At 71.2% G+C, this 26190-nt stretch carries 22 protein-coding genes and 1 riboswitch; of the genes, 9 read left to right on the plus strand and 13 right to left on the minus strand.

All coding sequences use genetic code 11. The features are described 5' to 3' along the window. Positions 1–358 precede the first annotated feature (358 nt). Positions 359–523 carry a hypothetical protein gene (locus ABZ848_RS30255; RefSeq protein WP_242764828.1) on the plus strand — a complete coding sequence of 55 codons (165 nt, stop codon included), beginning with the start codon at positions 359–361 and terminating at the stop codon, positions 521–523. 79 nt (positions 524–602) lie between these two features. Here ABZ848_RS30255 and ABZ848_RS30260 read toward each other — a convergent pair whose 3' ends face one another. Together ABZ848_RS30260 and ABZ848_RS30265 are read right to left on the minus strand one after the other, a co-directional pair. Beyond that, a complete protein-coding gene (locus ABZ848_RS30260) occupies positions 603–1403 on the minus strand; it encodes an inositol monophosphatase family protein (protein ID WP_360837002.1) in 801 nt (266 codons plus the stop codon). Positions 1404–1411: 8 nt separating this feature from the next. Then, positions 1412–2539 carry a ferrochelatase gene (locus tag ABZ848_RS30265; protein ID WP_360837004.1) on the minus strand — a complete coding sequence of 376 codons (1128 nt, stop codon included), beginning with the start codon at positions 2537–2539 and terminating at the stop codon, positions 1412–1414. 194 nt (positions 2540–2733) lie between these two features. Here ABZ848_RS30265 and ABZ848_RS30270 point away from each other — a divergent pair, with 194 nt between their 5' ends. The 3 genes from ABZ848_RS30270 (at position 2734) to sepH (ending at position 6826) form a co-directional block, all read left to right on the plus strand. After that, positions 2734–3972 (plus strand): MFS transporter, encoded by a 1239-nt coding sequence (locus ABZ848_RS30270; protein ID WP_360837006.1) that lies wholly within the window; start codon positions 2734–2736, stop codon positions 3970–3972. Beyond that, positions 3932–5251 carry a D-arabinono-1,4-lactone oxidase gene (locus ABZ848_RS30275; protein WP_360837008.1) on the plus strand — a complete coding sequence of 440 codons (1320 nt, stop codon included), beginning with the start codon at positions 3932–3934 and terminating at the stop codon, positions 5249–5251. Before ABZ848_RS30270 ends, ABZ848_RS30275 begins: the two co-directional genes overlap by 41 nt. Before the next feature lie 531 nt (positions 5252–5782). Beyond that, complete coding sequence (sepH, locus tag ABZ848_RS30280) at positions 5783–6826, plus strand: septation protein SepH (RefSeq protein WP_360837010.1); 1044 nt, start codon at positions 5783–5785, stop codon at positions 6824–6826. A gap of 108 nt (positions 6827–6934) precedes the next feature. On the opposite strand, the gene ABZ848_RS30285 is transcribed toward sepH, so the two are convergent. Then, the gene (locus ABZ848_RS30285) at positions 6935–7795 is read right to left on the minus strand and encodes a sulfurtransferase (protein WP_360837184.1); all 861 of its coding nucleotides are present in this window, start codon (positions 7793–7795) and stop codon (positions 6935–6937) included. Between the two features lie 288 nt (positions 7796–8083). Between ABZ848_RS30285 and ABZ848_RS30290 the strand changes: the two genes are divergently transcribed. Beyond that, on the plus strand, positions 8084–8887 hold the full coding sequence (locus ABZ848_RS30290) for a VOC family protein (RefSeq protein ID WP_360837012.1): 804 nt from the start codon (positions 8084–8086) through the stop codon (positions 8885–8887). Positions 8888–8917: 30 nt separating this feature from the next. On the opposite strand, the gene ABZ848_RS30295 is transcribed toward ABZ848_RS30290, so the two are convergent. The 4 genes from ABZ848_RS30295 to ABZ848_RS30310 are packed head-to-tail and all read right to left on the minus strand — an operon-like array spanning position 8918 to position 14300. Next, complete coding sequence (locus tag ABZ848_RS30295; RefSeq protein ID WP_360837013.1) at positions 8918–9571, minus strand: thymidine kinase; 654 nt, start codon at positions 9569–9571, stop codon at positions 8918–8920. Between the two features lie 46 nt (positions 9572–9617). After that, positions 9618–10808: a nucleotide pyrophosphatase/phosphodiesterase family protein gene (locus ABZ848_RS30300; RefSeq protein ID WP_360837015.1), complete on the minus strand. Its 1191-nt coding sequence runs from the start codon at positions 10806–10808 to the stop codon at positions 9618–9620. Next, on the minus strand, positions 10808–11404 hold the full coding sequence (locus ABZ848_RS30305) for a DUF5998 family protein (protein WP_360837016.1): 597 nt from the start codon (positions 11402–11404) through the stop codon (positions 10808–10810). Before ABZ848_RS30305 ends, ABZ848_RS30300 begins: the two co-directional genes overlap by 1 nt. A 55-nt stretch (positions 11405–11459) precedes the next feature. Further along, positions 11460–14300: a GNAT family N-acetyltransferase gene (locus ABZ848_RS30310; protein ID WP_360837018.1), complete on the minus strand. Its 2841-nt coding sequence runs from the start codon at positions 14298–14300 to the stop codon at positions 11460–11462. A gap of 199 nt (positions 14301–14499) precedes the next feature. On the opposite strand from ABZ848_RS30310, the gene ABZ848_RS30315 reads away from it, so the two are divergent. Further along, a complete protein-coding gene (locus ABZ848_RS30315; RefSeq protein ID WP_067441040.1) occupies positions 14500–14781 on the plus strand; it encodes an HPr family phosphocarrier protein in 282 nt (93 codons plus the stop codon). A gap of 138 nt (positions 14782–14919) precedes the next feature. Here ABZ848_RS30315 and ABZ848_RS30320 read toward each other — a convergent pair whose 3' ends face one another. The 4 genes from ABZ848_RS30320 to ABZ848_RS30335 all read right to left on the minus strand — a co-directional run bounded on the left by ABZ848_RS30320 (position 14920) and on the right by ABZ848_RS30335 (position 19717). Further along, the gene (locus ABZ848_RS30320) at positions 14920–15606 is read right to left on the minus strand and encodes a GntR family transcriptional regulator (RefSeq protein WP_360837019.1); all 687 of its coding nucleotides are present in this window, start codon (positions 15604–15606) and stop codon (positions 14920–14922) included. Between the two features lie 187 nt (positions 15607–15793). Beyond that, positions 15794–16570 carry a M23 family metallopeptidase gene (locus ABZ848_RS30325; RefSeq protein WP_360837021.1) on the minus strand — a complete coding sequence of 259 codons (777 nt, stop codon included), beginning with the start codon at positions 16568–16570 and terminating at the stop codon, positions 15794–15796. Between the two features lie 13 nt (positions 16571–16583). Next, positions 16584–16745, minus strand: a riboswitch (cyclic di-AMP (ydaO/yuaA leader). A 192-nt stretch (positions 16746–16937) separates the two neighbouring features. Further along, the gene (locus ABZ848_RS30330) at positions 16938–18326 is read right to left on the minus strand and encodes a pitrilysin family protein (RefSeq protein WP_360837022.1); all 1389 of its coding nucleotides are present in this window, start codon (positions 18324–18326) and stop codon (positions 16938–16940) included. Then, on the minus strand, positions 18323–19717 hold the full coding sequence (locus tag ABZ848_RS30335; protein ID WP_360837023.1) for a pitrilysin family protein: 1395 nt from the start codon (positions 19715–19717) through the stop codon (positions 18323–18325). Before ABZ848_RS30335 ends, ABZ848_RS30330 begins: the two co-directional genes overlap by 4 nt. A 294-nt stretch (positions 19718–20011) precedes the next feature. Between ABZ848_RS30335 and ABZ848_RS30340 the strand changes: the two genes are divergently transcribed. After that, positions 20012–22468, plus strand: coding sequence for a DNA topoisomerase IV subunit A (locus ABZ848_RS30340; RefSeq protein ID WP_360837024.1), 2457 nt, complete (start codon positions 20012–20014; stop codon positions 22466–22468). On the opposite strand, the gene ABZ848_RS30345 is transcribed toward ABZ848_RS30340, so the two are convergent. Further along, a complete protein-coding gene (locus ABZ848_RS30345; protein ID WP_360837026.1) occupies positions 22465–23526 on the minus strand; it encodes a GTP-binding protein in 1062 nt (353 codons plus the stop codon). The two genes, ABZ848_RS30340 and ABZ848_RS30345, sit on opposite strands and share 4 nt — an antisense overlap. 323 nt (positions 23527–23849) lie before the next feature. On the opposite strand from ABZ848_RS30345, the gene ABZ848_RS30350 reads away from it, so the two are divergent. Together ABZ848_RS30350 and ABZ848_RS30355 are read left to right on the plus strand one after the other, a co-directional pair. Next, positions 23850–24398, plus strand: coding sequence for a DUF6082 family protein (locus ABZ848_RS30350; RefSeq protein ID WP_360837028.1), 549 nt, complete (start codon positions 23850–23852; stop codon positions 24396–24398). Positions 24399–24579: 181 nt separating this feature from the next. Continuing rightward, positions 24580–24816, plus strand: coding sequence for a hypothetical protein (locus ABZ848_RS30355; RefSeq protein WP_242764867.1), 237 nt, complete (start codon positions 24580–24582; stop codon positions 24814–24816). A gap of 170 nt (positions 24817–24986) precedes the next feature. Here the strand turns inward: ABZ848_RS30355 and ABZ848_RS30360 are convergent, their stop codons facing one another. Continuing rightward, positions 24987–26147: a citrate synthase/methylcitrate synthase gene (locus tag ABZ848_RS30360; protein ID WP_360837030.1), complete on the minus strand. Its 1161-nt coding sequence runs from the start codon at positions 26145–26147 to the stop codon at positions 24987–24989. Between the last annotated feature and the right edge of the window lie 43 nt (positions 26148–26190).

A 26190-nucleotide genomic window follows, 5' to 3' on the forward strand; every position in this document is an offset into this window, starting at 1 on the left:
CATCCTGCCCTTTTCGGCCATAAGTCGGCTGTAAGACGGGGGCGGAGCGGGGAAGAGCGCGGTTGTCTCAACATGAAGAACAGGTGTGAGGCCCGGGAATGCGAGATTTTCTCGTCGGGTTGAGGTTTCCGTGGAAGGAAGCGAGGGGAGGACGGTTCATACCCCGCGATCACGCTCTGCTAGTGCCGCAGCACCATGCGGTACGGCGCAATCCGCTTTCCGCAGAGTGGGCGTGGGTGTCCGGCACCGTCGCCACCCGGCGCGGGCTGTGCCGGGCACCTGATGGAGACGTGATCGCCCCTTCCGAACGGCACACCCCCGTGCCACCGACCCACGACCCAGGACGAGGGGGCGCAGCATGGACGCATTCACCGCAGGACTTCTGCAGCGCATAAGGACGACCGAGTCCGACCTGACGCGGGCTCGCGACGAGGGCGACGACTTCCTCGTCGAGGTGGAACAGGCCGAGCTCGACGACCTGCGCCGCCTTGCCGCCGAGCACGGTGTGGAGGTCGGCGCATAGCGTCTGATCGGCTTTGAGCAGGACAGCGGGCCCCCGGCGAATCCAGCGCCGGGGGCCCGCTGTTCTGTGCCGGCGGTGCTCAGTCGTGCCAGGCGCCGAAGTCCTCCAGGAGGCGCTGGAGGGGTTCGAAGACGCCGGGGGTGGCCGCGACCGTCAGGTCACGGGAGGGGCGCTCTCCGGGGCGGCCACCGGTCAGGGCGCCCGCCTCCCGGGCGATCAGGTCGCCCGCGCCCCAGTCCCAGGCGTTCAGACCGCGCTCGTAGTAGCCGTCCAGGCGGCCGGAGGCCAGGTCGCAGAGGTCGACCGCGGCCGAGCCGCTGCGGCGGATGTCGCGCAGCAGCGGGATCAGCCGCTGGGCCACCTCGGCCTGGTGGGCGCGGACCTCGGTGACGTAGTTGAAGCCCGTGGAGACCAGGGCCTGCTCCAGGGGCGGGGCCGGGCGGCAGCTGAGCTTCCGCTCACCCTGCCAGGCACCGGCCCCGAGGACCGCGTGGTACGTCTCGCCGCGCATCGGGGCCGCCACGACGCCGACGACCGTCTCGCCGTCCTGCTCCGCCGCGATGGAGACGGCCCAGGTCGGCAGGCCGTAGAGGTAGTTGACCGTGCCGTCCAGCGGGTCGATCACCCAGCGGATGCCGCTCGTGCCCTCGGTGGCGGCGCCCTCCTCGCCCAGGAAGCCGTCGTGCGGGCGGTGGGAGGAGATCAGGTCCGTGATCAGTTTCTCCGCGGCGATGTCCATCTCGGTCACCACGTCGATGGGGCTCGACTTGGTGGCGGCCACCGCGAGGTCGGCCGGGCGGCCGTCCCGGAGGAGGTCTCCGGCGCGCCGGGCGGCCTCCAGGGCCAGTTCCAGCAGTTCCTGATGGCGGGGGTCGGTCACGGGGCTCCTCACGCGTAGGGGCTGTCGGCGCCGGCCGCGGCGGGATGCGGGGCGCGGGCCGGGCAGCAGCCGACCGGGCAGAGGTTGTGGCTCGCGCCGAGGGCGCCCAGGGCGCAGGGGGTGACCTCCTGGCCGCGCTCGACGGCCGCGCGCTCCACGACCAGGTCGCGGACGGCCGCGGCGAAGCGCGGGTCGGCACCGACGGTGGCCGAGCGGCGCATCGGCAGGCCCAGCTCCTCAGCCTTCGCCTCGGCTTCCGTGTCGAGGTCGTAGAGGACCTCCATGTGGTCGGAGACGAAGCCGATGGGGGCGATGACGACCGAGGGGGCGCCGGCGCCGTGCAGCTCCTCCAGGTGGTCGCAGATGTCCGGCTCCAGCCACGGGATGTGCGGGGCGCCCGAGCGGGACTGGTAGACGAGCCGCCAGGGGTGGTCCACGCCGGTGCGCTCGCGGACCGCGTCGGCGATCAGCTGGGCCACGTCCAGGTGCTGCTCCACGTACGCGCCGCCCTCGCCGTGGTCCTCGACCGGGCCGGAGCTGTCCGCCGAGGCGGTGGGGATCGAGTGCGTCGAGAACGCGATGTGGGCACCGTCCCGGACGTCCTCGGGGAGGTCGGCCAGGGACTGCAGGACGCCGTCGATCATGGGCTCCAGAAAGCCCTCGTGGTTGAAGTAGTGCCGGAGCTTGTCGACCTTGGGGAGCTCCAGGCCCTCGGCCTCGAGGGCGGCGAGCGAGTCGGCGAGGTTCTCGCGGTACTGGCGGCAGCCCGAGTACGAGGCGTACGCGCTGGTGGCCAGGACCAGGATGCGGCGGTGGCCGTCCGCGGTCATCTCGCGCAGGGTGTCGGTCAGGTAGGGCGCCCAGTTGCGGTTGCCCCAGTAGATCGGCAGGTCCAGGCCGTGCTCCGCGAAGTCCTTGCGGAGGGCGTCCAGCAGGGCGCGGTTCTGGTCGTTGATGGGGCTGACCCCGCCGAACAGGAAGTAGTGCTGACCGACTTCCTTCAGGCGTTCCTTGGGGATGCCGCGCCCACGCGTCACGTTCTCCAGGAACGGGACCACGTCGTCCGGGCCCTCCGGGCCGCCGAAGGAGAGCAGGAGCAGGGCGTCGTAGGGGGTGGCATCGAGCGCGTCTGACATGGGTCGATCCTGCCACCCGGCACTGACAGCCGGGAAACGGCGGGTGGCCGGCACGGGAGCAGCTGCCTCAACAGCGGTTTCCCCGGTGCATTAGGGTGACCTAACTCGTAAGCTGTATCGACTTGCTTCGCGCCTTACCGAGCCGCCGCACCCTCCCTGCGTTTCACTGCCTTTCTCTGACCCGGAGCCCGCCCGTGCCCAGCCCCTACCGCGCCCTGTTCGCCGCCCCCGGCTCCAAGGGCTTCTCCGCCGCGGGGTTCCTCGGCCGGATGCCGCTGTCGATGATGGGCATCGGCGTGGTCACGATGATCTCCCAGATCAGCGGGCGGTACGGGCTCGCGGGCGCCCTGTCGGCCACCATCGCGCTGGCCGCCGCGGCGATCGGGCCGCAGATCTCCCGGCTGGTGGACCAGTACGGGCAGCGCCGGGTGCTGCGCCCGGCGACCCTGGTCGCGCTCGCCTCGGCGGCCGGGCTGCTGTGCGCCGCGCGCTTCGGGTGGCCGGACTGGCTGCTGTTCGTGTGCGCGGCCGGCATCGGGGCCGTGCCGAGCCTCGGCGCGATGATCCGCGCCCGGTGGGCCGCCCTGTACCGGGGCACCCCGCAGCTGCACACCGCGTACTCCTTCGAGTCCGTGGTCGACGAGGTGTGCTTCATCTTCGGGCCGATCATCTCCATCGGGCTGTCCACGGTCTGGTTCCCGGAGGCCGGGCCGCTGCTGGCCGCCTGCTTCCTCGCCGTCGGCGTCTTCTGGCTGACCGCCCAGCGGGCCACCGAGCCCGCACCGCACCCGCGCGACAAGCAGGGCGGAAGAAGCGCGCTGGGCGCGCGTGGCCTTCAGGTCCTGGTGGCCACCTTCGTGGCGACCGGGGCGATCTTCGGCGCGGTGGACGTGGTGACCGTGGCCTTCGCGGACGAGCGCGGCCACAAGGGGGCCGCGAGCGTGGTCCTGGCTCTGTACGCGGCGGGTTCCTGCGTTGCGGGACTCGTCTTCGGGCTGCTGCGGTTCACAGGGTCACCACAGCGCCGCTGGCTGCTGGGCATATGCGCGATGGCCGTGAGTATGATCCCCCTCCTACTGGTCGGAAACTTGCCGTTTCTGGCCGTGGCGCTCTTCGTCTCGGGCCTGTCCATCGCTCCCACGATGATCACGACGATGTCCCTGATCGAAGAGCACGTACCACGCGCGCAGTTGACCGAGGGCATGACCTGGATCAGCACCGGGCTCGCGGTCGGAGTCGCGCTCGGCTCCTCCGCGGCCGGCTGGGTCATCGACGCGGCCGGGGCGCGGGCCGGGTACGGGGTTCCGGCGGTGTCCGGGGCCGTCGCGGTCGCGGTCGGTTTCCTGGGGTACCGCCGGCTCAGCAGGCCGGCTCCGCGTCGGGGAGGCACCGTTGAGCAGCACGACGAGCGCGAAGAACGGCACGTGGCGTAACTGGGGCGGAAACGTCTCGGCCCGCCCCGCGCGGGAGGTCGAGCCGGCCTCCGTGGAGGAACTGGCGGCGGCCGTGCGCAGGGCCGCCGAGGACGGGCTGACCGTGAAGGCGGTCGGCACCGGGCACTCCTTCACGTCCATCGCCGCGACGGACGGTGTATTGATCCGCCCTCAACTGTTGACCGGCATCCGCAAGATTGATCGCGATGCCATGACCGTCACGGTTGAGGCCGGCACCCCGCTCAAGAGGCTCAACATGGCCTTGGCGCGCGAGGGTCTGTCGCTGACCAACATGGGCGACATCATGGAGCAGACGGTCTCCGGCGCCACCAGCACCGGCACGCACGGCACGGGGCGCGAGTCCGCCTCCATCGCCGCGCAGATCAGGGCACTGGAGCTGGTCACCGCGGACGGCTCGGTGCTGACCTGTTCCGAGAAGGAGAACCCGGAGGTCTTCGCGGCCGCCCGGATCGGCCTGGGCGCGCTCGGCATCGTCACCGCGATCACCTTCGCCGTGGAGCCGGTCTTCCTGCTCACGGCCCGCGAGGAGCCGATGCCCTTCGACAAGGTGCTCGCCGACTTCGACGAACTGTGGGCCGAGAACGAGCACTTCGAGTTCTACTGGTTCCCGCACACCGGCTCCACCAACACCAAGCGCAACAACCGCAGCGCGGGCCCGGAGAAGCCGGTGCGCCCGGTCGCCGGCTGGTTCGAGGACGAGTTCCTCTCCAACGGCGTCTTCCAGGTGGCCCAGTGGGTCGGCCGCGCGGCCCCGTCGACGGTCCCGACGATCGCCCGGGTCTCCAGCAAGGCCCTCTCCGCGCGCACCTACACCGACATTCCCTACAAGGTCTTCACCTCTCCGCGCCGGGTGCGCTTCGTGGAAATGGAGTACGCCGTCCCGCGCGAGGCCGTGACCGGGGTGCTGCGCGAGCTGAAGGCGATGGTCGACCGCTCCGACCTCAGGGTCAGCTTCCCGGTCGAGGTGCGCACGGCCCCCGCCGACGACATCACGCTGTCCACCGCGTCCGGCCGCGACAGCGCGTACGTCGCCGTCCACATGTTCAAGGGCACGCCGTACCAGGCGTACTTCACCGCCGCCGAGCGCATCTTCACGGCGCACGAGGGCCGACCGCACTGGGGCAAGGTCCACACGCGGGACGCCGAGTACTTCGCCGGCGTCTACCCACGCTTCGGGGAGTTCACCGCGCTGCGAGACCGCCTTGACCCAGATCGGCGGTTCCAGAACGACTACTTGCGGCGGGTTCTGGGGGCGTAGCCGCGCCGGGCGCGGGAGCGGCGGTGGACCGCGCCCGCGGTGAACTCGCCGGGTGCCGGGGGCGGTTGCTCTCGGCGCGAGCCACCGTGCTTGATCAACCATCTGCGCGAGAAAGGGACGTACGCGCGAAACCATTAGTTCCGTTTCTGGTGATTCCGTGAAGTACGCCACGTTCAAGATCCCGAAAAGCCCGCAACGAGCGGCCGTGCGGCTCGTGTTGTCAGAAGTTGAGGGGCGAGCCAATCCACGCACGTGGTCCAAATGGAGTACTGTTGCGAGCCCTGGGTCCGGTCTCCCGCCAGGGCGTCCGCGGCTGAAGGACCGCCGGGAGGGGGCTAGTTGCACAGGGTGACGGAGTTGGTCACTTAGCGTTGCGAATAGGTAACCGTGCCATAACGGCGATCCAGGGCCCTGGCCCGACACGCCGGGCAACTCGGCAAGGTTGTGGCAGGCTGCACCCGGGCAGGCCACACTCGACTAGCGGAAGCAGCGACGCACGTGACGTCGGCAGGCACCACCCGGGAGGTCCCCATGCCCGAACTGCGTGTCGTGGCCGTCTCGAATGACGGCACACGGCTGGTGCTCAAGGCTGCCGACTCAACGGAGTACACGCTTCCGATCGACGAGCGCCTGCGCGCCGCGGTCCGCGGCGACCGCCCCCGCCTCGGTCAGATCGAGATCGAGGTCGAGAGCCATCTCCGCCCCCGCGACATCCAGGCGCGTATACGCGCCGGTGCGTCCGCGGAGGAAGTCGCGCAGCTGGCAGGAATCCCCGTCGACCGCGTACGCCGCTTCGAGGGCCCCGTCCTCGCCGAGCGCGCGTTCATGGCCGAGCGGGCCCGCAAGACCCCTGTCCGCCGCCCCGGCGAGAACGCGGCCGGTCCGCAGCTCGGCGAGGCCGTCCAGGAGCGGCTGCTGCTGCGCGGCGCCGAGAAGGACACCGTGCAGTGGGACTCCTGGCGCCGCGACGACGGCACCTGGGAGGTCCTGCTGGTCTACCGGGTCGCGGGCGAACCGCACTCGGCGAGCTGGACGTACGACCCGCCCCGGCGGCTCGTACAGGCCGTCGACGAGGAGGCGCGCTCGCTGATCGGCGAGTCCGAGGAACTCGCCGCGCCGGAGCCCAGCTTCCCCTTCGTCCCGCGCATCGCACGGCTGCCGCGCGACCGCCCGCTGGACGGCGCGCTGCACCGGCCGAGCCTGCCCGCGCAGTCGACCGAGCCCGCCGAGGAGAGCACGGCGGGCGAACGGGACTCGCTGACCAGCCTGTTGGAGGCCGTACCGAGCTTCCGCGGCGACCTGGTGGTGCCGGAGCGCCCGTCCGAGACACCGCCTCCGCCCCCGGAGGAGCCGGTCGCCGAACCCGAGGCGGAGGAGCCCCCGGCGCCCGCGGCCTCGGCGGGTTCCGCCTACGCGGACGTCCTGATGCCCCGCTCGGTGGGCAGCCACCGCGACCGCCTCGTCGGCGCCACCGACCGCCAGGCCGAGGCCGACGGCGTCCGCCCGGGCCGCCGCGCGGCCGTCCCGAGCTGGGACGAGATCGTGTTCGGCACGCGCCGCAAGAAGCAGGAGTAGAGCAGGAGCAGTCGGCCGTACGGCGGTTGACGCGACGGTGTAAGGGGCCGCGCCCATGGAGGCGCGGCCCTTACACATGGCCTGCCCGGCCCACTGGACCGGCTCGGCCTACTGGGGCTCCGCCCCGACGGCGACCGGCCGTGACGGATCCGAGGACCACTCGGACCACGAGCCGACGTACAGCGCCGCGTCGATCCCGGCGACGGCCAGCGCCAGCACCTCGTGCGCCCCCGAGACGCCCGAGCCGCAGTACACGCCGACGTCCGAACCACCGGCCGCGCCAAGGGACTTGAAGCGCTCGGCCAGCTCCTCGGCGGGCCGGAAGCGGCCGTCGGGGCCCACGTTCTCGTTCGTCGGCGCCGACACCGCTCCCGGGATGTGCCCGCCGACGCGGTCGATCGGCTCCACCTCCCCGCGGTACCGCTCCCCCGCCCGAGCGTCGAACAACACGCCGGAACGGGCGAGCACCGCCGCGCCGTCGGCGTCCAGCAGCCCCGCGTCACGCGGAACCGGCGTGAAATCGCCCTCCGCCGGCGTCGGCGCGGACGTCTCGAGCGCCCCCTCCCAGGTCGGCAACCCGCCGTCGAGGACCCGCACGTCCGGGTGACCCGTCCAGCGCAGCAGCCACCACGCGCGGGCCGCGGCCCAGCCCTGTCCGCCGTCGTACACGACCACCGGTGTCCCGGCCGAAACGCCCGCCCGGCGCATCGCGGCGCCGAAGACCGCCAGGTCCGGCAGCGGGTGCCGGCCGCGTTCGCCGGGCGCGGAGGCGAGCTCCGAGTCCAGGACGACGTAGACGGCACCCGGAATGTGCCCGGCGGCGTACTCGGCACGGCCGTCGAAGGGCGGCTCGCCGGCCGCCTTGGCCACGCTGAGCTGCCAGCGGACGTCGAGCAGCACCGGCGGGTTGGATCCGGCCAGGCCGCTCGCGAGTTCGGAAGCGGAGATGATGGCGTTCATGGCCACCATCCTTGCGCACGGGGTGGCCGCATCGTCCATGTCCGGCTACTCTGCTCGGCCGGACAGGCCCGATCACGAGGCGTACGGACTCGGGCACATGCTGTACAGCCGATGGACATACGTCGGCCATCGCACGGAAACGGACAGTAAACCGCACACCGGGCATTCTGCGGGCATGTGGCCCCCGAGCCCGCGGCGCGCCCGGAGCGCGCGGCGGGACGGGTGGTGCGAGCATCGGCACGGGTATCCGAGAGCGGACGCGACACGGCCACCGCGAGGGGTCGAGGGAGAGTGACGATGACCGAGGCACGGGGGTCGGCCGGCCCGAACGGCGAGACGCACGCCCGGCGCACGCCCGGCACGCCCTGCTGGGTGAGCCTGATGGTGCATGGACTGGCCGCCACCGAGGAGTTCTACGGCGCCCTGTTCGGCTGGGAGTTCGAGCCGGGCCCCCAGCAGCTCGGGCCCTATGTCCGCGCCCTGCTGGACGGCTACGAGGTGGCCGGCATCGGCCAGCTCCCGGCGGACCGTCACCTTCCCGTCGCGTGGACGCCGTATCTCGCCTCGGACGACGTGGACCTGACGGCGGAGACAGTACGGCTGTGCGGCGGCACGATCGGGGTGGGCCCGCTGGACGCGGCGGAAGCCGGCCGGCTCGCGATCGGCTCGGACCCGTCCGGCGCGGTGTTCGGCATCTGGCAGGCGGCGGCCCACCTGGGCACGGGCATCACGGGCGTCCCCGGCACCCCCGCCTGGAACGAACTCCTGACCTTCGAGTCGGCGAGCGTGACGAAGTTCTACGAAACGGTCTTCGGCTACGAGGAGGAGCAGCTCGTGTCCTCCTCCGACGACTACGTGACCCTCCACATCGACTCCCACCCGGTGGCCGGCATCCACGGCGTGGGCCACGCCCTCCCCCGGGACCGGGGCCCGCACTGGATGACGTACTTCGAGGTGGCCGACACAGACGCCTCGGCAACCCACCTGACCGCCCTCGGCGGCCACGTCCTGAAACCCCCGACCGACACCGCCCACGGCAGAATCGCCACGGTGACGGACCCGGAGGGCGCCCGCTTCTCCCTGATCCAGAACCCGCACTGAGCCGGGGCGCAAGGGCTCGGGGGCTCAGGCTCAGACTCCGGCCGACGAAACCGGCAGCACGTCCGGGGACAGGGCCGCTGCTCGGGCCGTCGCCGCTGTCATTCGGCGGCTGTGGTGGCGGCGGCACAGGACCTCGTAGCCGATCGCGTCCGGCTGGTCGACGTCGCCCACCACCACCTGGGCACCCTCGACCACCATCTCGCCCCCGACCGTACGGGCGTTGTGGGTGGCGCGGGCTCCGCACCAGCACAGGGCCTCCACCTGGAGGACCTCGACGCGGTCGGCGAGTTCGACCAGGCGCTGGGAGCCGGGGAAGAGCTTCGAGCGGAAGTCCGTGGTGATGCCGAAGGCGTACGCGTCCACGCCCAGGTCGTCGACCACCCGGGCCAGTTGGTCGATCTGCTCCGGCGCCAGGAACTGCGCCTCGTCGGCGATCACGTAGTCCGCCCGGCCGCCCTGGGAGAGGTGGTCGACGATGTACGCGTACAGATCCTGGTCGTCCCCGACCTCCACCGCGTCCCTGACCAGGCCCAGGCGCGAGGAGAGCTTTCCCTCGCCCGCCCGGTCGTCGCGCGTGAAGATCATGCCCACCAGGCCCCGCGCCGAGCGGTTGTGCTCTATCTGCAGAGCCAGCGTGGACTTCCCGCAGTCCATCGTTCCGGAGAAGAACACCAGCTCGGGCATGGGGAGTCGAGCACCTTTCGGCAAGGAGAGAGGAGACGGCGGAGCTTCAGGAGCGTACTTCGAGGAGCGGGATCAGCTGTTCGGCGGGGGTCATCGAACCGTGGTTGCCGACCATCGCCGACTCCTTCGGCTCCCGCTCGGACGCGATGATCAGCACGTCGTCCCGCGCGGCCGCGACGACATCGCCGATACGGGCGTACACCCGCTCGTCGATGCGCGGCCCGAACCAGCCCGCCGCGATCGCCTCGTCCCGCGACGCCACCCAGAACTGCTCGCCGAGCACCTCGCGCCAGCAGGTCAGGACGTCGTTCTCGGCGCCGGGGACGGCGTACACGTGCCGGGCGCGGCCCTCGCCGCCCAACAGGGCGACCCCCGCCCGCAGTTCCCAGTCCTCGTCGAAGTCGATGCGGTGCTGCTCGTCGAACGGCACGTCGATCATGCCGTGGTCGGCGGTGACGTACAGCGCGGTGCGCGGCGGCAGTTGCTCGGCGAGGCGCTGGACCAGCCGGTCGACGTGCATGAGCTGGCCGCGCCAGGTGTCCGACTCGACGCCGTAGCGGTGCCCGGCGCCGTCCAGCTCGGCGTAGTACGTGTAGACCAAGGAGCGGTCGCCGACGGCCAGTTGCTCGGCCGCGACGTCCATGCGGTCCTCGCCGGACAGCCGCCCGAGGAACGTTCCGCCACTGAGCGCGACCTTGGTGAGCGGGGTGTTCTCGAAGTGCGGCGAGGACACCTGGGCCGCGTGCACCCCGGCGGCGTGGGCGAGTTGGAAGACCGTCGGATACGGCTGCCACGCGCGCGGCGACGTCCAGGGCTGCCAGCGCAGCTGGTTCATCAGCTCGCCGGTCTCCGGGTTGCGCGCGGTGTAGCCGGGCAGGCCGTGCGCGCCCGGCGGCAGCCCGGTGCCGACGGACGCGAGCGAGGTCGCGGTGGTCGCCGGGTAGCCGCTGGTCAGGGGGCGGCCGGTGCCACCGCGCGAGCTGCCGAGCAGCGAGGTCATGAAGGGTGCCTCGTCCGGGTGCGCCCTCAGCTGCTCCCAGCCGAGCCCGTCGATCAGGAACACGCAGTTCCGGTCGGCGGGGGCCAGCTCGGTGATCGCGGCGGTCGTGTCCGGTACGCCCATGCCGGCGGCCAGCGTGGGCAGCAGATCGGCGAGCGAGCCGCTGCCGTACTCGGGCAGCGGTGCGGAGTCGACGGAGAGGGGTTGCGGATCAGCGTCCCAAGGAGCGTGAACCATCAGCGGGTGGTGTCCGCGGTCGCCTCGGAGAGCGACTGGGCGAAGGCGAGGGCCTGGCGGACCGTCTCCGGGCCGTCCCCGGCCTCGCTGACGCGGAGGCTGAGGTCGTCCGCCGTGGAGTTGCCCGTGTAGCCGTGGTCCGCCTCGCAGTTGGGGTCGCCGCAGGCGGCGGGCTCCAGGTCGATGCGGGAGACGGCGCCCCAGCCGATGGTCAGTACGACCTCGCGGGGCAGCGTGCCCGGCTGGTACTGCTCGGGGTTGGCGACCACCCGGCTGAGCACGACCGACGAGATCCGGCCGAGCTTGACCGACTCCGTCGAGGTCGTCGCGTACGGCGTCGGGGAGGTGCTGTCGGCCGCCTGCTCGTCGGTGTGGCTGACGATGAAGCGGGTGCCGGTGAGGACGAGCACGGTCACGTGCCGCCGCACCTCGTTCTGGTCGAACGTCGTCTCCTGGTGGACCAGGTACGACCGGATGGGCTCGCCGCCCACGGCGGCCTCCACCGCCTCGGCCACGAGGGCCGGGTAGTAGCCGCTGCGCTCGATCGCCGCACGCAGCCCCTGGGTCGTCGTACTGGTCTTGGCCATGGCGTCCATCCTACGGGGGTGCACTGACTGCGAGGCACCGGTCAGGGCTGTCTCCCGGCACGTCTCAGTAGACGGGAAGGGTGCGCGGGCCGAGGTCGTCGCGCACGGGCGGCGGCGCCAGGCGGACGGAGGCGCCGAGAACGCTCAGGCCACGGGGGGCGACGACGACCGGCTCCAGGGTCACCGCGACGACCTCGGGGTGGTCGTCGACCAGCCGGGACACCCGCAGCAGCAGTTCCTCCAGGGCAGGCGTGTCGACCGGGGTCGAGCCGCGCCAGCCGAACAGGAGCGGTGCCGTCCGGATCGACCGGATCAGCGAGGTCGCGTCCCGGTCGGTGACCGGGACCAGGCGGTGCGCCATGTCGCCGAGCAGCTGCGAGGCCGCTCCGGCCAGCCCGAAGGACAGCACGGCCCCGGCCGCCGGGTCGATGACGGCCCGTATCACCGTGTCGACCCCGCGCGGCGCCATCCCCTGCACCACCGGGCGCAGCTCCTCCGGCTTCCCGAACAGCCCGGTCAACTCGGCGTACGCCCGCCGCAGTTGCTCCTCGTCCGCGAGATCCAGGCGTACGCCGCCCAGGTCGGCGCGGTGCCTGAGGTGCGGGGCGGTGGCCTTGAGGGCGACGGGGTAGCCGAGTCCGTCGGCGGCCCGTACGGCGTCGTCCGCGGTGAAGGCGGGGACGGCCCTGCGGACGGCGATGCCGTACCGCCCGAGCAGCTCGCAGGTCTCCTCGGTGCCGAGGGTGAGGCCCTGCCCGCGCGTGAGCATGCCGTCGATCTGCTCGGCGGCGCCCTTCTCGTCGATGTCCTCGTACTCGGGCACCTTGCCGGGCTCGGCCGCCTCGCGCCGCCACTGGGCGTACTTCACGGCCTCGCCGAGGGCGCGGACGGCGCGCTCGGCGGCGGGGTAGGCGGGGATGAGGCGGGGGGTGGTGTCGGGGACCCGCGGTGCCTGGGGCGGGGCCGGGGAGGCCGACGGCGGGGGCAGCTGCTGCGAGGGGCGGAGCCGGCGGGCGCCGGACGCCTTGGCCTCGACCTGCGGGGCGGTGCCGGCGGCGGCCGAGAGGGCCTCGGCGAGCCCGCCGAGCTCCACATGGACGACGAGCACGGGCTTGCCGGGGACCTGCTCGGCGGCGGACCGCAGCGCCTCGGCCAGCTCGGCGTCCGCGACCGAGGCCTCGCCGATCGCCGGGATCGCGGTGACGACCACGGCGTCGCAGGAGTCGTCCCCGAGGACCCGCAGCAGGGCCGCGTGGAAGTCGCCCGCCGTGGCCCCGGTGGTCAGGTCCAGCGGCTGCTGCGGCCTGAGCCCCTCGGAGAGGCAGGCGTCGTACGTCAGCAGCCCCAGCGACTCGGAGTTGCCGAGGATCGCCACGCGCGGGCCGGCCGGCAGCGGCTGCCGGGCCAGCAGCAGGCCCGCGTCGACGAGTTCGGTGATGGTGTCCACGCGGATGACGCCGGCCTGCCGCAGCAGCGCGGACACCGTGGCGTGCGGCAGCCGCGTGGCCCGTACGGCATGCCCCTGCGGCGCCGAGCCGGCGCCCTGGACGACGACCAGGGGCTTGGCGGCCGCGGTGCGCCGGGCGAGGCGGGTGAACTTGCGCGGGTTGCCGATGGACTCCAGGTACATCAGTACGACATCGGTGTCGGGGTCGTCGTACCAGTACTGGATGACGTCGTTGCCGGACACGTCCGCGCGGTTGCCGGACGACACGAAGGTCGACACACCCGTGACCCCGGTGACGCCGCCGCCGCGCCGGTGCAGCCGGGACAGCAGGGCGATGCCGATGGCGCCGGACTGGGCGAACAGGCCGATGCGGCCGGGGCGCGGCATCTCGGGGGCGAGGGAGGCGTTGAGCCGTACGTCCGCCGAGGTGTTGATGACCCCGAAGGCGTTCGGCCCGATGATCCGCATGCCGTACGTGCGCGCGTGCCGCACGAGTTCGCGCTGGCGCTCGCGGCCCTCGGGCCCGCTCTCGGCGTACCCGGCGGAGACGACGACCAGCCCCTGCACGCCGTGCTCGCCGCACTCGGTGACGACCTCGGGGACGTGTTCGGCGGGCACGGCGACGACCGCGAGGTCCACGTGCCTGTCGATGTCCCCGACGGAGCGGTGGGCGGGGATGCCGTCGAGCTCCTTGAGGTCTTCGGGGAAGGCCCTGTTCACGGCGTACAGCTCTCCCGTGAACCCGGCTTCCCTGATGTTGTCGAGGATGCTGCGGCCCACGCCCCCGGCCATGCGCCCGGTGCCGATCACGGCGACCGAGCCGGGCACGAGGAGCCGTCGTACCGACCGCGCCTCGGCGCGCTGCTCACGCGCGCGCTGGACGGCGAGCGAGCGGTCGGTGGGTTCGAGGTCGAACTCCAGGCGTACGACGCCGTCCTCGAAGCTGCGCTTCTGGGTGTAGCCGGCGTCCGTGAACACCTTGATCATCTTGGTGTTGGCCGGCAGTACCTCGGCGGCGAAGCGGCGGATGCCGCGCTCGCGGGCGACGGCGCCGATGTGTTCGAGGAGGGCGGAGGCGACGCCGCGGCCCTGGTGCGCGTCCTGGACGAGGAAGGCGACCTCGGCCTCGTCGGCGGGTGCGGACGCGGGCATCCCGTCGGCACCAATGCGGTCATAGCGTACGGTGGCGATGAACTCGCCGCCCACCGTGGCCGCGAGTCCCACCCGGTCCACAAAGTCGTGGTGCGTGAAGCGGTGGACGTCCTTTGCGGACAGACGCGGGTAGGGCGCGAAGAAGCGGTAGTACTTCGACTCGTCCGACACCTGCTCGTAGAAGCTGACCAGGCGCTCGGCGTCATCGACGGTGATGGGGCGGACGCGTGCGGTGCCGCCGTCGCGCAGCACCACGTCGGCTTCCCAGTGGGCGGGGTACTCGTGCCGGTCCGACGAGGTCTGCATGGGCCCCAGAGTACGGCTCGCGTCCGACAACGGCGCGAGGCAGTCTGTGGAGAACGACAGCAGAAGAGGGACAGGACGGAAGTCGGGCCGAGGCCGCGGTCCGACGCCCCCGATCCGGACGGGCGAAGGTCCGTTCCGGGCTTGCTTCATGTGTGGGAAACTGGTCTAGACAACCCTGAACACCGAAGGGCAGCATCACATGGCTGAGCGCCGCGTCAACGTCGGCTGGGCCGAGGGCCTCCACGCCCGCCCCGCTTCCATCTTCGTCCGGGCCGCCACGGCCGCAGGTATCCCGGTGACGATCGCCAAGGCCGACGGCAACCCCGTCAACGCGGCCTCCATGCTGGCCGTCCTGGGCCTGGGCGCCCAGGGTGGCGAGGAGATCGTCCTCGCCTCCGACGCCGAGGGTGCGGACGTCGCCCTCGACCGACTGGCCAAGCTGGTCTCCGAGGGTCTCGAGGAACTTCCCGAGACCGTCTGATCAGGGCATCACAGAAGGGCTCGTCCGAATTACCGGGCGAGCCCTTCGCATTTCCTGCACAGAGACCACGGAATTCCACTCGGGGGCAGCATGAATAAACCCCCGGGAATTCTCACTTCTTTGTATACGGCGCCTGTGTTAATGCCGCAGGCTCGGCATGTTTACGGGATGTTGCGAGTTCCTCACACGCTCGGCGCCGGTACCGAACCGCAGCCGGTGCGCCGCGCTGGAGCGCTCGGTGTGGAGGGTGGTGACGGCACGCGCGCGTTCGCTGTCGCCGCGCGCCACGGCGTCGACGATCGCGCCGTGCTCCGCCCAGGACTCCACGGGGTTGGCGGGCGCGTCCACGGCGTACATCCAGGCGATCTTGTGGCGCAGCTGGGTCAGCATCGAGGTCAGGGCGGGGCTGGCGGAGGCCTGGGCGAGCGTCTCGTGGAACCAGCCGCCCAGGGAGCGCAGATCCTCGCTGTTGCCCCTCCTGGCCCGCTCCTGGCCCAGTCTGACCAGGCCGCGCAGGACCTTGAGGTGGGCCTCGGTGCGGCGCTGGGCGGCCCGGGAGGCGCCGAGCGGCTCCAGGAGCATGCGCATCTCCAGCAGGTCGGCGGCCTCCTGCTCGTTCGGTTCGGCCACGCACGCGCCCGCGTGCCGGCGGGTCACCACGAAGCCCTCGGCCTCCAGGGTGCGCAGGGCCTCGCGGACGGGGACGCGCGAGACGCCGTAGCGGCGGGCCAGGAGTTCCTCGGTGAGGCGGCTCCCGCGCTCGTAGACACCGGCGACGATGTCGTCTCTGATCGCCGTGCATACCGAGTGCGCCGGAATACGCATGACCGACCTCCGTCTTAATCCCCGTGAAACGTCGCCGATTGACGTGTGTTCCGTGACTCTATTGCAATCGGCGGGAATTTCCGACGGGGGGCCGGAATCCATGGATATTTTTTGGACAGCAACCGGACGGAAACGGCGAAACCCCGGCTCGTGGAGCCGGGGTTCCGGAAGATCTCGCGGTCCGTCGTCAGACGTTCACGCCGTGCGAGCGCAGGTACGCGACGGGGTCGACGTCCGAGCCGTAGTCGGGGGTCGTACGGGCCTCGAAGTGCAGGTGCGGTCCGGTGACGTTGCCGGTCGCGCCGGAGAGGCCGATCTGCTGGCCCGGGGCGACCTTCTGGCCCACCGAGACACCGATGGACGACAGATGGCCGTACTGGGTGTACATGCCGTCGCTCATCTTGATCACGATGTTGTTGCCGTACGAGCCGCCCCACCCGGCCTCGACGACCGTGCCGGAGCCGACCGCGTGCACGGACGTACCACTGGCCGCGTGGAAGTCGATGCCTGTGTGGCTGCCGGAGGACCACAGAGAGCTGCTGGCCTTGTAGCCCGTGGAGACATAGGAGTTGGCGATCGGCGCCACGAAGGTGTTGAGGCGCTTGCGCTCGGCCTCGCGGGCGGCGCGCTGCTTGGCCTCGCGCTCCGCCTTGGCCTTGGCGACGGCCTTCTTGCGCGCGGCTTCGGCGGCGGCCTTCTTGCGGGCGGCCTCCTCGGCGGCCTGCTTCTGCGCGTCGGCCTGGGCGTCGATCTTGTCGGCTATGGAGTCGCCGATGGCGATGACGGGGTTGAGACCGGTCTGCTCGACGGTGCTCTCGACCGAGTTGTCGGCGGCGAGCGCGGGGGCCGCGAGGGTACCGATGACACCGGTGGTGGCGAGGGCTGCGACGCCGGCCGCCTGGACGGTGGAGCGCTTGAGCTTGCCGGGACGGCGGTGCTTCCCGGTGGCGCACATGAACGCCATGTACTGGCTGGTCCTTTCCTTCCTTCTCGCCTACCGGGTTAGCTGACGGGTTCGGAGCAGGAAGGTCTCCTACGGGCCCCCTCGCCGGAGCGCGGGCGTCCGATTCACCCCAGGGACTGCGTGGGTCCCCGGCTCCCCTGGCTCGCGCCGTACGGGGACTCGGCGATGACTGTCCGGTGCCGCGGATGCGGCGCGGTGCCTGACGGACAGCCCGGACGACGCTAAGCGGGGCGACTTTCAATCCCCAAACGGATCACGGTGTTTGTAGCGCATCCCACAGGGCAGACAGGCAACCTCCGCCCCAATTCGGACATAAGAGGGCCCTGGTGACGCATCAGTCACCAGGGCCCTCCACGCGCGCGTGCCGCTACTCGGCGGACACCACGGTCACTTCGCCGATGCCGAGCGCCTCCACGGGCGCCTTGATCTGCGCCGCGTCGCCGACGAGGACGGTCACCAGGCGGTCCACCGGGAACGCGCTCACGGCCGCCGCGGTGGCCTCCACGGTGCCGGTCGCGGCGAGCTGCCGGTACAGCGTGGCCTGGTAGTCGTCGGGCAGGTGCTGCTCTACCTGGTCGGCCAGCGTGCTCGCGACGGCCGCCGCGGTCTCGTACTTGAGCGGCGCGACTCCGACGAGGTTCTGTACGGCGACGTCCCGCTCCGCGTCGGTGAGGCCGCCCTCGGCGAGGGTGCGCAGCACCTTCCAGAGGTCGTCCAGCGCCGGGCCGGTGTTCGGGGTGTCGACGGAGCCGCTGATGGCGAGCATCGAGGCGCCGGTGCCGTCCGGGGCGGAGCGCAGCACCTGGCCGAACGCCCGCACACCGTAGGTGTAGCCCTTCTCCTCGCGCAGGACGCGGTCCAGGCGGGAGGTGAGGGTGCCGCCGAGGCAGTACGTGCCGAGCACCTGCGCGGGCCACACGCGGTCGTGCCGGTCGGCGCCGACGCGGCCGATGAGCAGCTGGGTCTGGACGGCGCCGGGACGGTCGACGATGAACACGCGGCCGGTGTCGTCGGCGGTGACCGGCGGCACCGGGCGGGGCTCGGCGGTGGAGCCCGTCCAGGTGCCCAGGGTCTCGCCGAGCAGTGCGTCCAGGTCGATGCCGGTGAGGTCGCCGACGACCACGGCGGTGGCGGTGGCGGGCCGGACATGGCGGTCGTAGAAGGCGCGTACGGCCGCCGCGTCGATCTTCTCGACGGTCTCCTCGGTGCCCTGGCGCGGGCGGGACATGCGCGAGGTCGCCGGGAACAGCTGCCGGGAGAGTTCCTTGGCGGCCCGCCGGGAGGGGTTGGCCAGCTCGTGCGGGATCTCGTCGAGGCGGTTGCGGACCAGCCGCTCGACCTCGCTGTCGGCGAACGCGGGCGCCCTGAGGGCGTCGGCGAGCAGGCCGAGCGCCTTGGCCAGGCGGGAGGCCGGCACCTCCAGGCTGAGGCGGACGCCGGGGTGGTCGGCGTGCGCGTCGAGGGTGGCGCCGCAGCGCTCCAGCTCGGCGGCGAAGTCCTCCGCGGAGTGCTTGTCGGTGCCCTCGGAGAAGGCGCGCGCCATGATCGTGGCGACGCCTTCGAAGTCGGCCGGCTCGGCCTCCAGGGGCGCGTCCAGGAGGACCTCGACGGCGACGACCTGCTGGCCGGGGCGGTGGCAGCGCAGGACGGTCAGGCCGTTGCCGAGCGCCCCGCGCGTGGGCGCGGGGAACGCCCACGGCTTGGCCTCGCCCGCCTGGGGCTGCGGGTGGAACTGCATCGTGGCGAGCTCGGTCACTTGGCCGCCTCCTCGTTCTTGTCGCCGGCTTCGACCGTGGCCTCGGCCTCGGGGTCTTCGGGGGGATCCGCGTCCTCGGCGACCTCTCCGGTGACGGGTTCGTAGACGAGCACCGCGCGGTTGTCGGGCCGCAGGCGGGCCTTGGCGACCTCCTGGACCTCCTGCGGCGTCACCTCCAGGACGCGCTGCACCGCGGTCAGGGCGAGCTGCGGGTCGCCGAACAGGACGGCGAACCGGCACAGTTCGTCGGCGCGGCCGGCGACCGTGCCGAGCCGGTCGAGCCACTCGCGCTCCAACTGGGCCTGGGCGCGCTCCATTTCCTCGGCCGTGGGGCCCTCCTCGGCGAACCGGGCGAGCTCCTCGTCGATGGCGGCCTCGATGACTGGCACCTCGACGTCACCGGAGGTCTTCACGTCCAGCCAGCCCAGGGAGGGCGCTCCGGCCAGCCGCAGCAGGCCGAAGCCGGCCGCGACGGCCGTACGGTCGCGCCGCACCAGGCGGTTGTAGAGGCGGGAGGACTCGCCGCCACCGAGGACGGTCAGCGCCAGGTCGGCCGCGTCGCACGCGCGCGTGCCGTCGTGCGGGAGCCGGTAGGCGGCCATCAACGCGCGCGCGGGGACCTCCTCCTCGACGACCTCGCGCAGCTGCTCGCCGATGACCTCGGGCAGCGAGCCGTCGCGGGGCGCGGGCTTGCCGTCGTGCGAGGCGATGGAGCCGAAGTACTTCTCGACCCAGGCGAGGGTCTGCTCCGGGTCGATGTCGCCGACCACCGACAGGACGGCGTTGTTCGGCGCGTAGTACGTGCGGAAGAACGCGCGCGCGTCCTCCAGGGTCGCCGCGTCCAGGTCGGCCATCGAGCCGATCGGGGTGTGGTGGTAGGGGTGGCCCTCCGGGTAGGCGAGGGCGGTGAGCTTCTCGAACGCGGTGCCGTACGGGACGTTGTCGTAGCGCTGCCTGCGTTCGTTCTTCACCACATCCCGCTGGTTCTCCATGGACTCGTCGTCCAGGGCGGCCAGCAGGGAGCCCATGCGGTCGGCCTCCAGCCAGAGGGCGAGCTCCAGCTGGTGGGCGGGCATGGTCTCGAAGTAGTTGGTGCGCTCGAAGCTGGTCGTACCGTTGAGCGAGCCGCCGGCGCCCTGTACCAGCTCGAAGTGGCCGTTGCCCTTGACCTGGCCCGAGCCCTGGAACATCAGGTGCTCGAAGAGGTGAGCAAGGCCGGTACGTCCCTTGACTTCGTGCCGCGAGCCGACGTCGTACCAGAGGCACACCGCCGCGACCGGGGTCAGGTGGTCCTCGGAGAGCACCACGCGCAGCCCATTGGCCAGGCGGTGCTCGGTCGCTGTCAGGCCCCCGGTGCCTGCCTGGTCTGTGGCCGTGTGAGCCATGGGCATGTACGTCCCTTCGCCTCGCGGATGCGGTGGTTGAAACCGCGGTTTTCCTGCCGGTCCTGCCACTGTATGCAAGCGTGCGCACCGTCGGCGAAGTTCCCGCGGGACGTACGCCCACAGCGGATCGCGTAGCCTGCGGGCACGTTGGACAGGAGGGCCCCTCGCCGGGTCCTCGTCCGTGTTGTCAGTGCCGCGGTCCACAATGGTTCGCGTCAGATCCCGTTCACGCTTCAGCAAGTAGTGAGCCGAAGGGGCGCGTCCCGAAGGCGAGCGACCAGAAAAGAGGAGCCGGCAGCGATGGCCCGCCGCAGCACGAAGACCCCGCCGCCCGACGACTCGTTCGAGGAGCGGATCCTCGACATCGACGTCGTCGACGAGATGCAGGGCTCCTTCCTCGAGTACGCGTACTCGGTCATCTACTCCCGCGCCCTGCCCGACGCCCGCGACGGACTCAAGCCGGTGCACCGGCGCATCGTCTACCAGATGAACGAGATGGGCCTGCGCCCCGAGCGCGGCTATGTGAAGTGCGCGCGCGTGGTCGGCGAGGTCATGGGTAAGTTGCACCCCCATGGCGACGCGTCGATCTACGACGCCCTGGTGCGCATGGCCCAGCCCTTCTCGATGCGCGTCCCGCTGGTCGACGGCCACGGCAACTTCGGCTCGCTGGGCAACGACGACCCGCCCGCCGCCATGCGGTACACCGAGTGCCGCCAGGCCCAGGCGACCAGCCTGATGACGGAGTCGATCGACGAGGACACGGTCGACTTCGCGCCCAACTACGACGGCCAGGAGCAGGAGCCGGTCGCCCTCCCGGCCGCCTTCCCGAACCTGCTGGTGAACGGCTCGTCGGGCATCGCGGTCGGCATGGCGACGAACATGCCCCCGCACAACCTCGGCGAGGTCATCGCGGCCGCCCGCCATCTGATCCGCTATCCGAACGCGGATCTGGAAACGCTGATGAAGTACGTCCCCGGCCCCGACCTGCCCACCGGCGGCCGTGTCGTCGGGCTCTCCGGCATCCGGGACGCGTACGAGACGGGCCGCGGCACCTTCAAGATGCGCGCCACGGTCGAGGTCGAGACCGTCACCGCGCGCCGCAAGGGCTTGGTCGTCACCGAGCTGCCCTTCACGGTCGGTCCGGAGAAGGTCATCGCCAAGATCAAGGACCTGGTCGGCTCGAAGAAGATCCAGGGCATCGCCGACGTCAAGGACCTCACCGACCGCCAGCACGGGCTGCGCCTGGTCATCGAGATCAAGAACGGCTTCGTGCCGGAGGCAGTCCTGGAGCAGCTGTACAAGCTGACGCCGATGGAGGAGTCCTTCGGCATCAACAACGTCGCGCTGGTGGACGGCCAGCCGCTCACCCTCGGCCTCAAGGAGCTCCTGGAGGTCTACCTCGACCACCGCTTCGAGGTCGTACGGCGCCGCAGCGAGTTCCGCCGCACCAAGCGTCGCGACCGGCTGCACCTGGTGGAGGGCCTGCTGACCGCCCTCGTCGACATCGACGAGGTCATCCGTCTGATCCGCTCCAGCGAGAACAGCGCGCAGGCCAAGGAGCGCCTGATGGAGCGCTTCTCCCTGTCGGAGATCCAGACCCAGTACATCCTCGACACCCCGCTGCGCCGTCTCACCAAGTACGACCGCATCGAGCTGGAGTCGGAGAAGGAGAAGCTCAACGCGGAGATCGCCGAGCTGACCCGGATCCTGGACTCGGACACCGAGCTGCGCAAGCTGGTCTCCACCGAACTGGCCGCGGTGGCCAAGAAGTTCGGCACCGAGCGGCGTACGGTCCTGCTGGAGGCGTCCGGCGCCCCGGCGGCCGCCGTACCGCTGCAGGTGGCGGACGACCCGTGCCGGGTGCTGCTCTCCTCGACGGGCCTGCTGGCGCGTACGTCGAACGGCGAGCCCTTCCCGGAGGACGCCGACGCCCGGCGCGTGAAGCACGACGTGATCGTCTCGTCGGTACCCGCGACGGCCCGCGGCGAGATCGGCGCCGTGACGTCCTCCGGCCGCCTCCTGCGCATCAACGTCGTCGACCTCCCGCAGCTCCCGGAGACGGCGTCGGCACCGAACCTGTCCGGCGGAGCGCCCCTGACCGAGTTCCTCTCCCTGGAGGACGACGAGACGGTGGTCTGCCTGACCACCCTCGACGAGTCCTCCCCCGGTCTCGCGCTCGGCACCGAGCAGGGCGTGGTCAAGCGTGTGGTGCCCGACTACCCGTCCAACAAGGAGGAGTTGGAGGTCATCACGCTCAAGGACGGCGACCGGATCGTCGGCGCGGTCGAGCTGAGCACCGGCGAGGAGGACCTGGTCTTCATCACGGACGACGCGCAGTTGCTGCGCTACCAGGCCTCCCAGGTCCGTCCTCAGGGACGCCCGGCGGGCGGCATGGCCGGCATCAAGCTCACGGACGGCGCGAAGGTCATCTCCTTCACGGCGGTGGACCCTGCGGCCGACGCTGTCGTGTTCACGGTCGCGGGCTCCCGCGGCACGCTCGACGACTCGGTCCAGACGACGGCCAAGCTGACCCCGTTCGACCAGTACCCGCGCAAGGGCCGGGCCACCGGCGGCGTCCGCTGCCAGCGGTTCCTCAAGGGCGAGGACTGCCTCTCCCTGGCCTGGGCGGGCCCGGTCCCGGCCAAGGCGGCACAGAAGAACGGCACACCGGCCGACCTCCCCGAGATCGACCCGCGCCGCGACGGCTCGGGCGTGTCACTGCCGAAGACGGTGGCGGTGGTGGCGGGCCCGGTCTAGACCGACGGCTCCTCCACGTCATCCGGCTCTCTTACGTAGCGCAGGACGCCCCACATACCGTGCTCGTCGGCGGTGTGCGGGGCGTCGCTCTTGCACGCCTCCAGCTCCTTGCCGAGGGCGGCGGAGTCGATGCCGGAGCCGATCAGGACGAGCTGGGTGAGCCGCGGATCGTCCGCTCCCCAGGCCTCTGGACAGAACCGAAGAAAGCGGCCGACGGCGTGCACGGCGTACCGGTTCCGCGCGTCGTACGCGCCGAAGTCGACGTATCCCTTGATCCGGTAGAGCCCCTCGGGGCGGCTGTCGAGGAACGACATCAGCCGGCGCGGGTCCATGGGCACTTCGGAGCTGAAGGACAGGCTGTCGTACGCGCTGTGGAGATGGGCCTCGTGTCCGTCCGCGGTGTCGTCGTGCAGGTCGTCGAAGGAGAGCTGTCCGACGCGCTCCTCGCTGGGCCGGCAGTCGAAGAGGAACTCGGGGTCGATGCGGCCGTATGCGGCAGGCACGACGGCGGCGCGATCGACGAGGGACCGCACGAGCGTCAGGACCCTCTCCCCGTCCTCGACCCGGTCGACCTTGTTGACGACGACGAGGTCGGCGAGGGCGAGATGGCGGTCGATGCCGGGATGCTTCGCGCGCGTGTCGTCGAACTCGGCGGCGTCGACGACCTCGACGAGACCACCGTAGACGATGTCCGGCTGCTCGCTGGCGAGCACCATCCGCACGAGTTCCTCCGGCTCGGCGAGCCCGCTGGCCTCGATGACAATCACGTCGATGCCGGCCTCGGGCCGCGCGAGCTTCTCGAGATAGAGATCGAGTTCGCTGACGTCGACGGCGCAGCACAGGCATCCGTTGCCGAGGGAGACGGTGGAGTCGCCGAGCGCACCGGCGACGGCCATGGCGTCGATCTCGACGGCGCCGAAGTCGTTGACGATGGCGCCGATACGGCTGCCACCACTGCGGTGGAGGAGGTGGTTGAGGAGCGTGGTCTTGCCGGAACCGAGGAATCCGGCGAGGACGACGACGGGGATCTGCCGACGGCTGCGGCTCGGCTGGCTCAACGTGCGACCTCTTCCGCGCTTCCTTGTGCGCCGGATCGCGGCTGCGGCGCACGTACGAGATTTGAATGCCGGACCAGGATACGAGCCGGAATAATCACTGCGAAGTGAACGATTGTTAGCAGCACTTGCGGGGCAGACGTTGGGGAAGGCGCCGGAGTGTGCGACCCTCGCTTCCCTCCGTGCGCCTCCTCTCCGCCTCCCCGCCGATCAGAGCCGCTCGGCACTCTGGGAGACGGCAAGCGCCGCCCACCGCTCGCCGGTCCCCATCAGTCGACCCGCACCCCGACGACCGGCGGACGGCCGCCTGATCGGGGGTAGTTGACATGGCCACACGGAAGTACGCCGCGGGGAGGCTCGGCTTCGCCGCGGCCAGCCTGCTGCTCGCCACCACCGGGATGGCCCTGGCCGCAGGCCGAAGGCGCATCGAGGCGGAACGGCTACAGACGAAACGACTGGAACTGGAAGAGCGGGCCGCCCGGCGCAGGGCCCTCGCGCACCAGCAGCGCATGCACTGGGAGTTGCTGTCCAGGGCGATCGACGATCCGTCGCTGGCCGCGGTGATCGACACGTACGACTCGGAGATCCCGGAGGCGAAACGGCGGCAGTACCTGTACGCCAATGCCTGGTACATCAACCTCTACCACCTCTATCGGGCGGGAATCCTCGACCAGGAGCAGTTCTACGGGCATGCTCGCGAGCTGTTCCAGAACCCCTTGATGCGCGAGTACTGGCAAGCCTCCAAGGGGCAGCGCGCGACGCTGAAGGCGGCATCCGACGAGGCACGGCTCGGACGCCTGGTCGACAAGCTCATCAAGGAGATCGACGAGGCCGACACGGACGAGTGGTGGGTGGTGGGGGACCCGCCCGATTGATCTTCCGAGGGTGTGTCCGGTCTCCGGGGGTACGCCTGGGCTTCCTGGGACGCCGGTCAACACACGAGCATCAGCAGCGTGGTTCGGGTGACTTTTGTCGATGCAGACGCACGTGCATCAGCAATCCCAGTAACGTGCTGCCCACCACTCTGCCCAGATCGTGTGTAAGGACCGGTACCCCTTGAAGATCGTGCGCCGCATCGGTGTGCCTCCAAGTGCCCGTGGCAGTGCCTCAGGAGCGAACTGCCCGGACGTCTTCGAACTGAGCGACGGAAATTTCGCCGTCATCGGCACCGAGGCCACCGAGGCGCTGGAGCGTGAGCTCCCTTCCGACGCCTCCCGAGCCGACTATGAACGCATCGTCGTCGTGAGCCGGGAGACCCTGATCCGCGCCAAGGCGGACATCCCCGACGCCTGACCTCCCCCACGGGCACGTCTCCACCCCAGCTCCGTCCCGTCCCAGCCCCCCGGCCGCACGCGACAACGCTCCGCGCCGGGCACCTGCCGCGAGCAGCCCGGCACCCCGTCTCTGCTCGACCACCACCGATGAGGCCTGGCGCCAGAACGGCACCAGGCCGCACGCGTCTCTCAGGCCGGCACCGCCACCGGCGCCCCCGGCCCCACATACCGTGCCACCGGCCTGATGATCTTTCGGTCCTCCGCCTGTTCCAGGATGTTCGCGCTCCAGCCCACCACCCGCGCCGCCGCGAAGGTCGGCGTGAACATCTCGCGCGGCAGGCCGCAGAGTTCCATGACGACGCCCGCGTAGAACTCGACGTTCGTGTGGAGCTCGCGACCGGGCTTCAGTTCCGCCAGGATCGCCTCCACCCGGCGCTCGACCTCCACGGCGAACGCCACCCGCGGCCCCCCGAAGCTCTCGGCCACCTCGCGGAGCATGCGCGAACGAGGGTCCTCCGTACGGTAGACGGCATGGCCGAAGCCCATGATCCGGTCGCCGGACAGGACACGTTCGCGGATCCACGCGTCAATGCGGTCCGGCGTGCCGATCGCGTCCAGCGTGTCCAGCGCCCGGCTCGGCGCACCCCCGTGCAGCGGCCCCGACAGCGCCCCCACGGCCCCGACGAGGCACGCGGCAACGTCCGCTCCGGTCGACGCGATCACCCGCGCCGTGAAGGTTGATGCATTGAATCCGTGATCAATGGTTGAGATCAAGTACTGCTCGACCGCCCGCGCCTCCCGCACACCCGGCTCCGAACCCGTCAGCATGTAGAGGTAGTTGGCCGCGTAGGAGAGGTCGTCGCGGGGTTCGACCGGGTCGAGCCCATGGCCCAATCGGTGCAGTGCCGTGAGCAAGGTAGGCACGGCTGCCGCAGCCACGAGGGTGTCCCGGCGGCGCTCCTCCGCTCCGATGTCGTAAACCGGCCGGAAGCCCTTGGCCGCGCCGAGCAGCGAGAGTGCGGTGCGCATGCCGGACAGCGGGCCCGAGCGTCCGCTCGCCGCCGCGATGGCCGGCAGCGCCGCCCGCACCTCGTCGGGCAGCCGCCGCAGTGCGGCCGTCTCGGCGGCGAACGCCGACCGCTGTGCCGCGTCCGGCAGTTCGCCGTGGACCAGGAGATGCCAGACGTCCTCGAAGCCGCGGGTCTGTGCGAGCTCGACGGCCGAGTACTGGCGGTAGTGGTAGAAGCCCTCGACCCCCCGGACGTCCCCGATCTCGGTGTCGGTGACGACGACACCGGCGAGTCCCCGCGGTACGTCGACGGTGACGGCTGCTGACCTGTTGACGGACATGATTCCTCCCTGGACTTGATTCGACTGTCCATGCTTGACTAAC

This window comes from Streptomyces sp. NPDC047081 (assembly GCF_040643775.1).
Classification (GTDB): Bacteria; Actinomycetota; Actinomycetes; order Streptomycetales; family Streptomycetaceae; genus Streptomyces.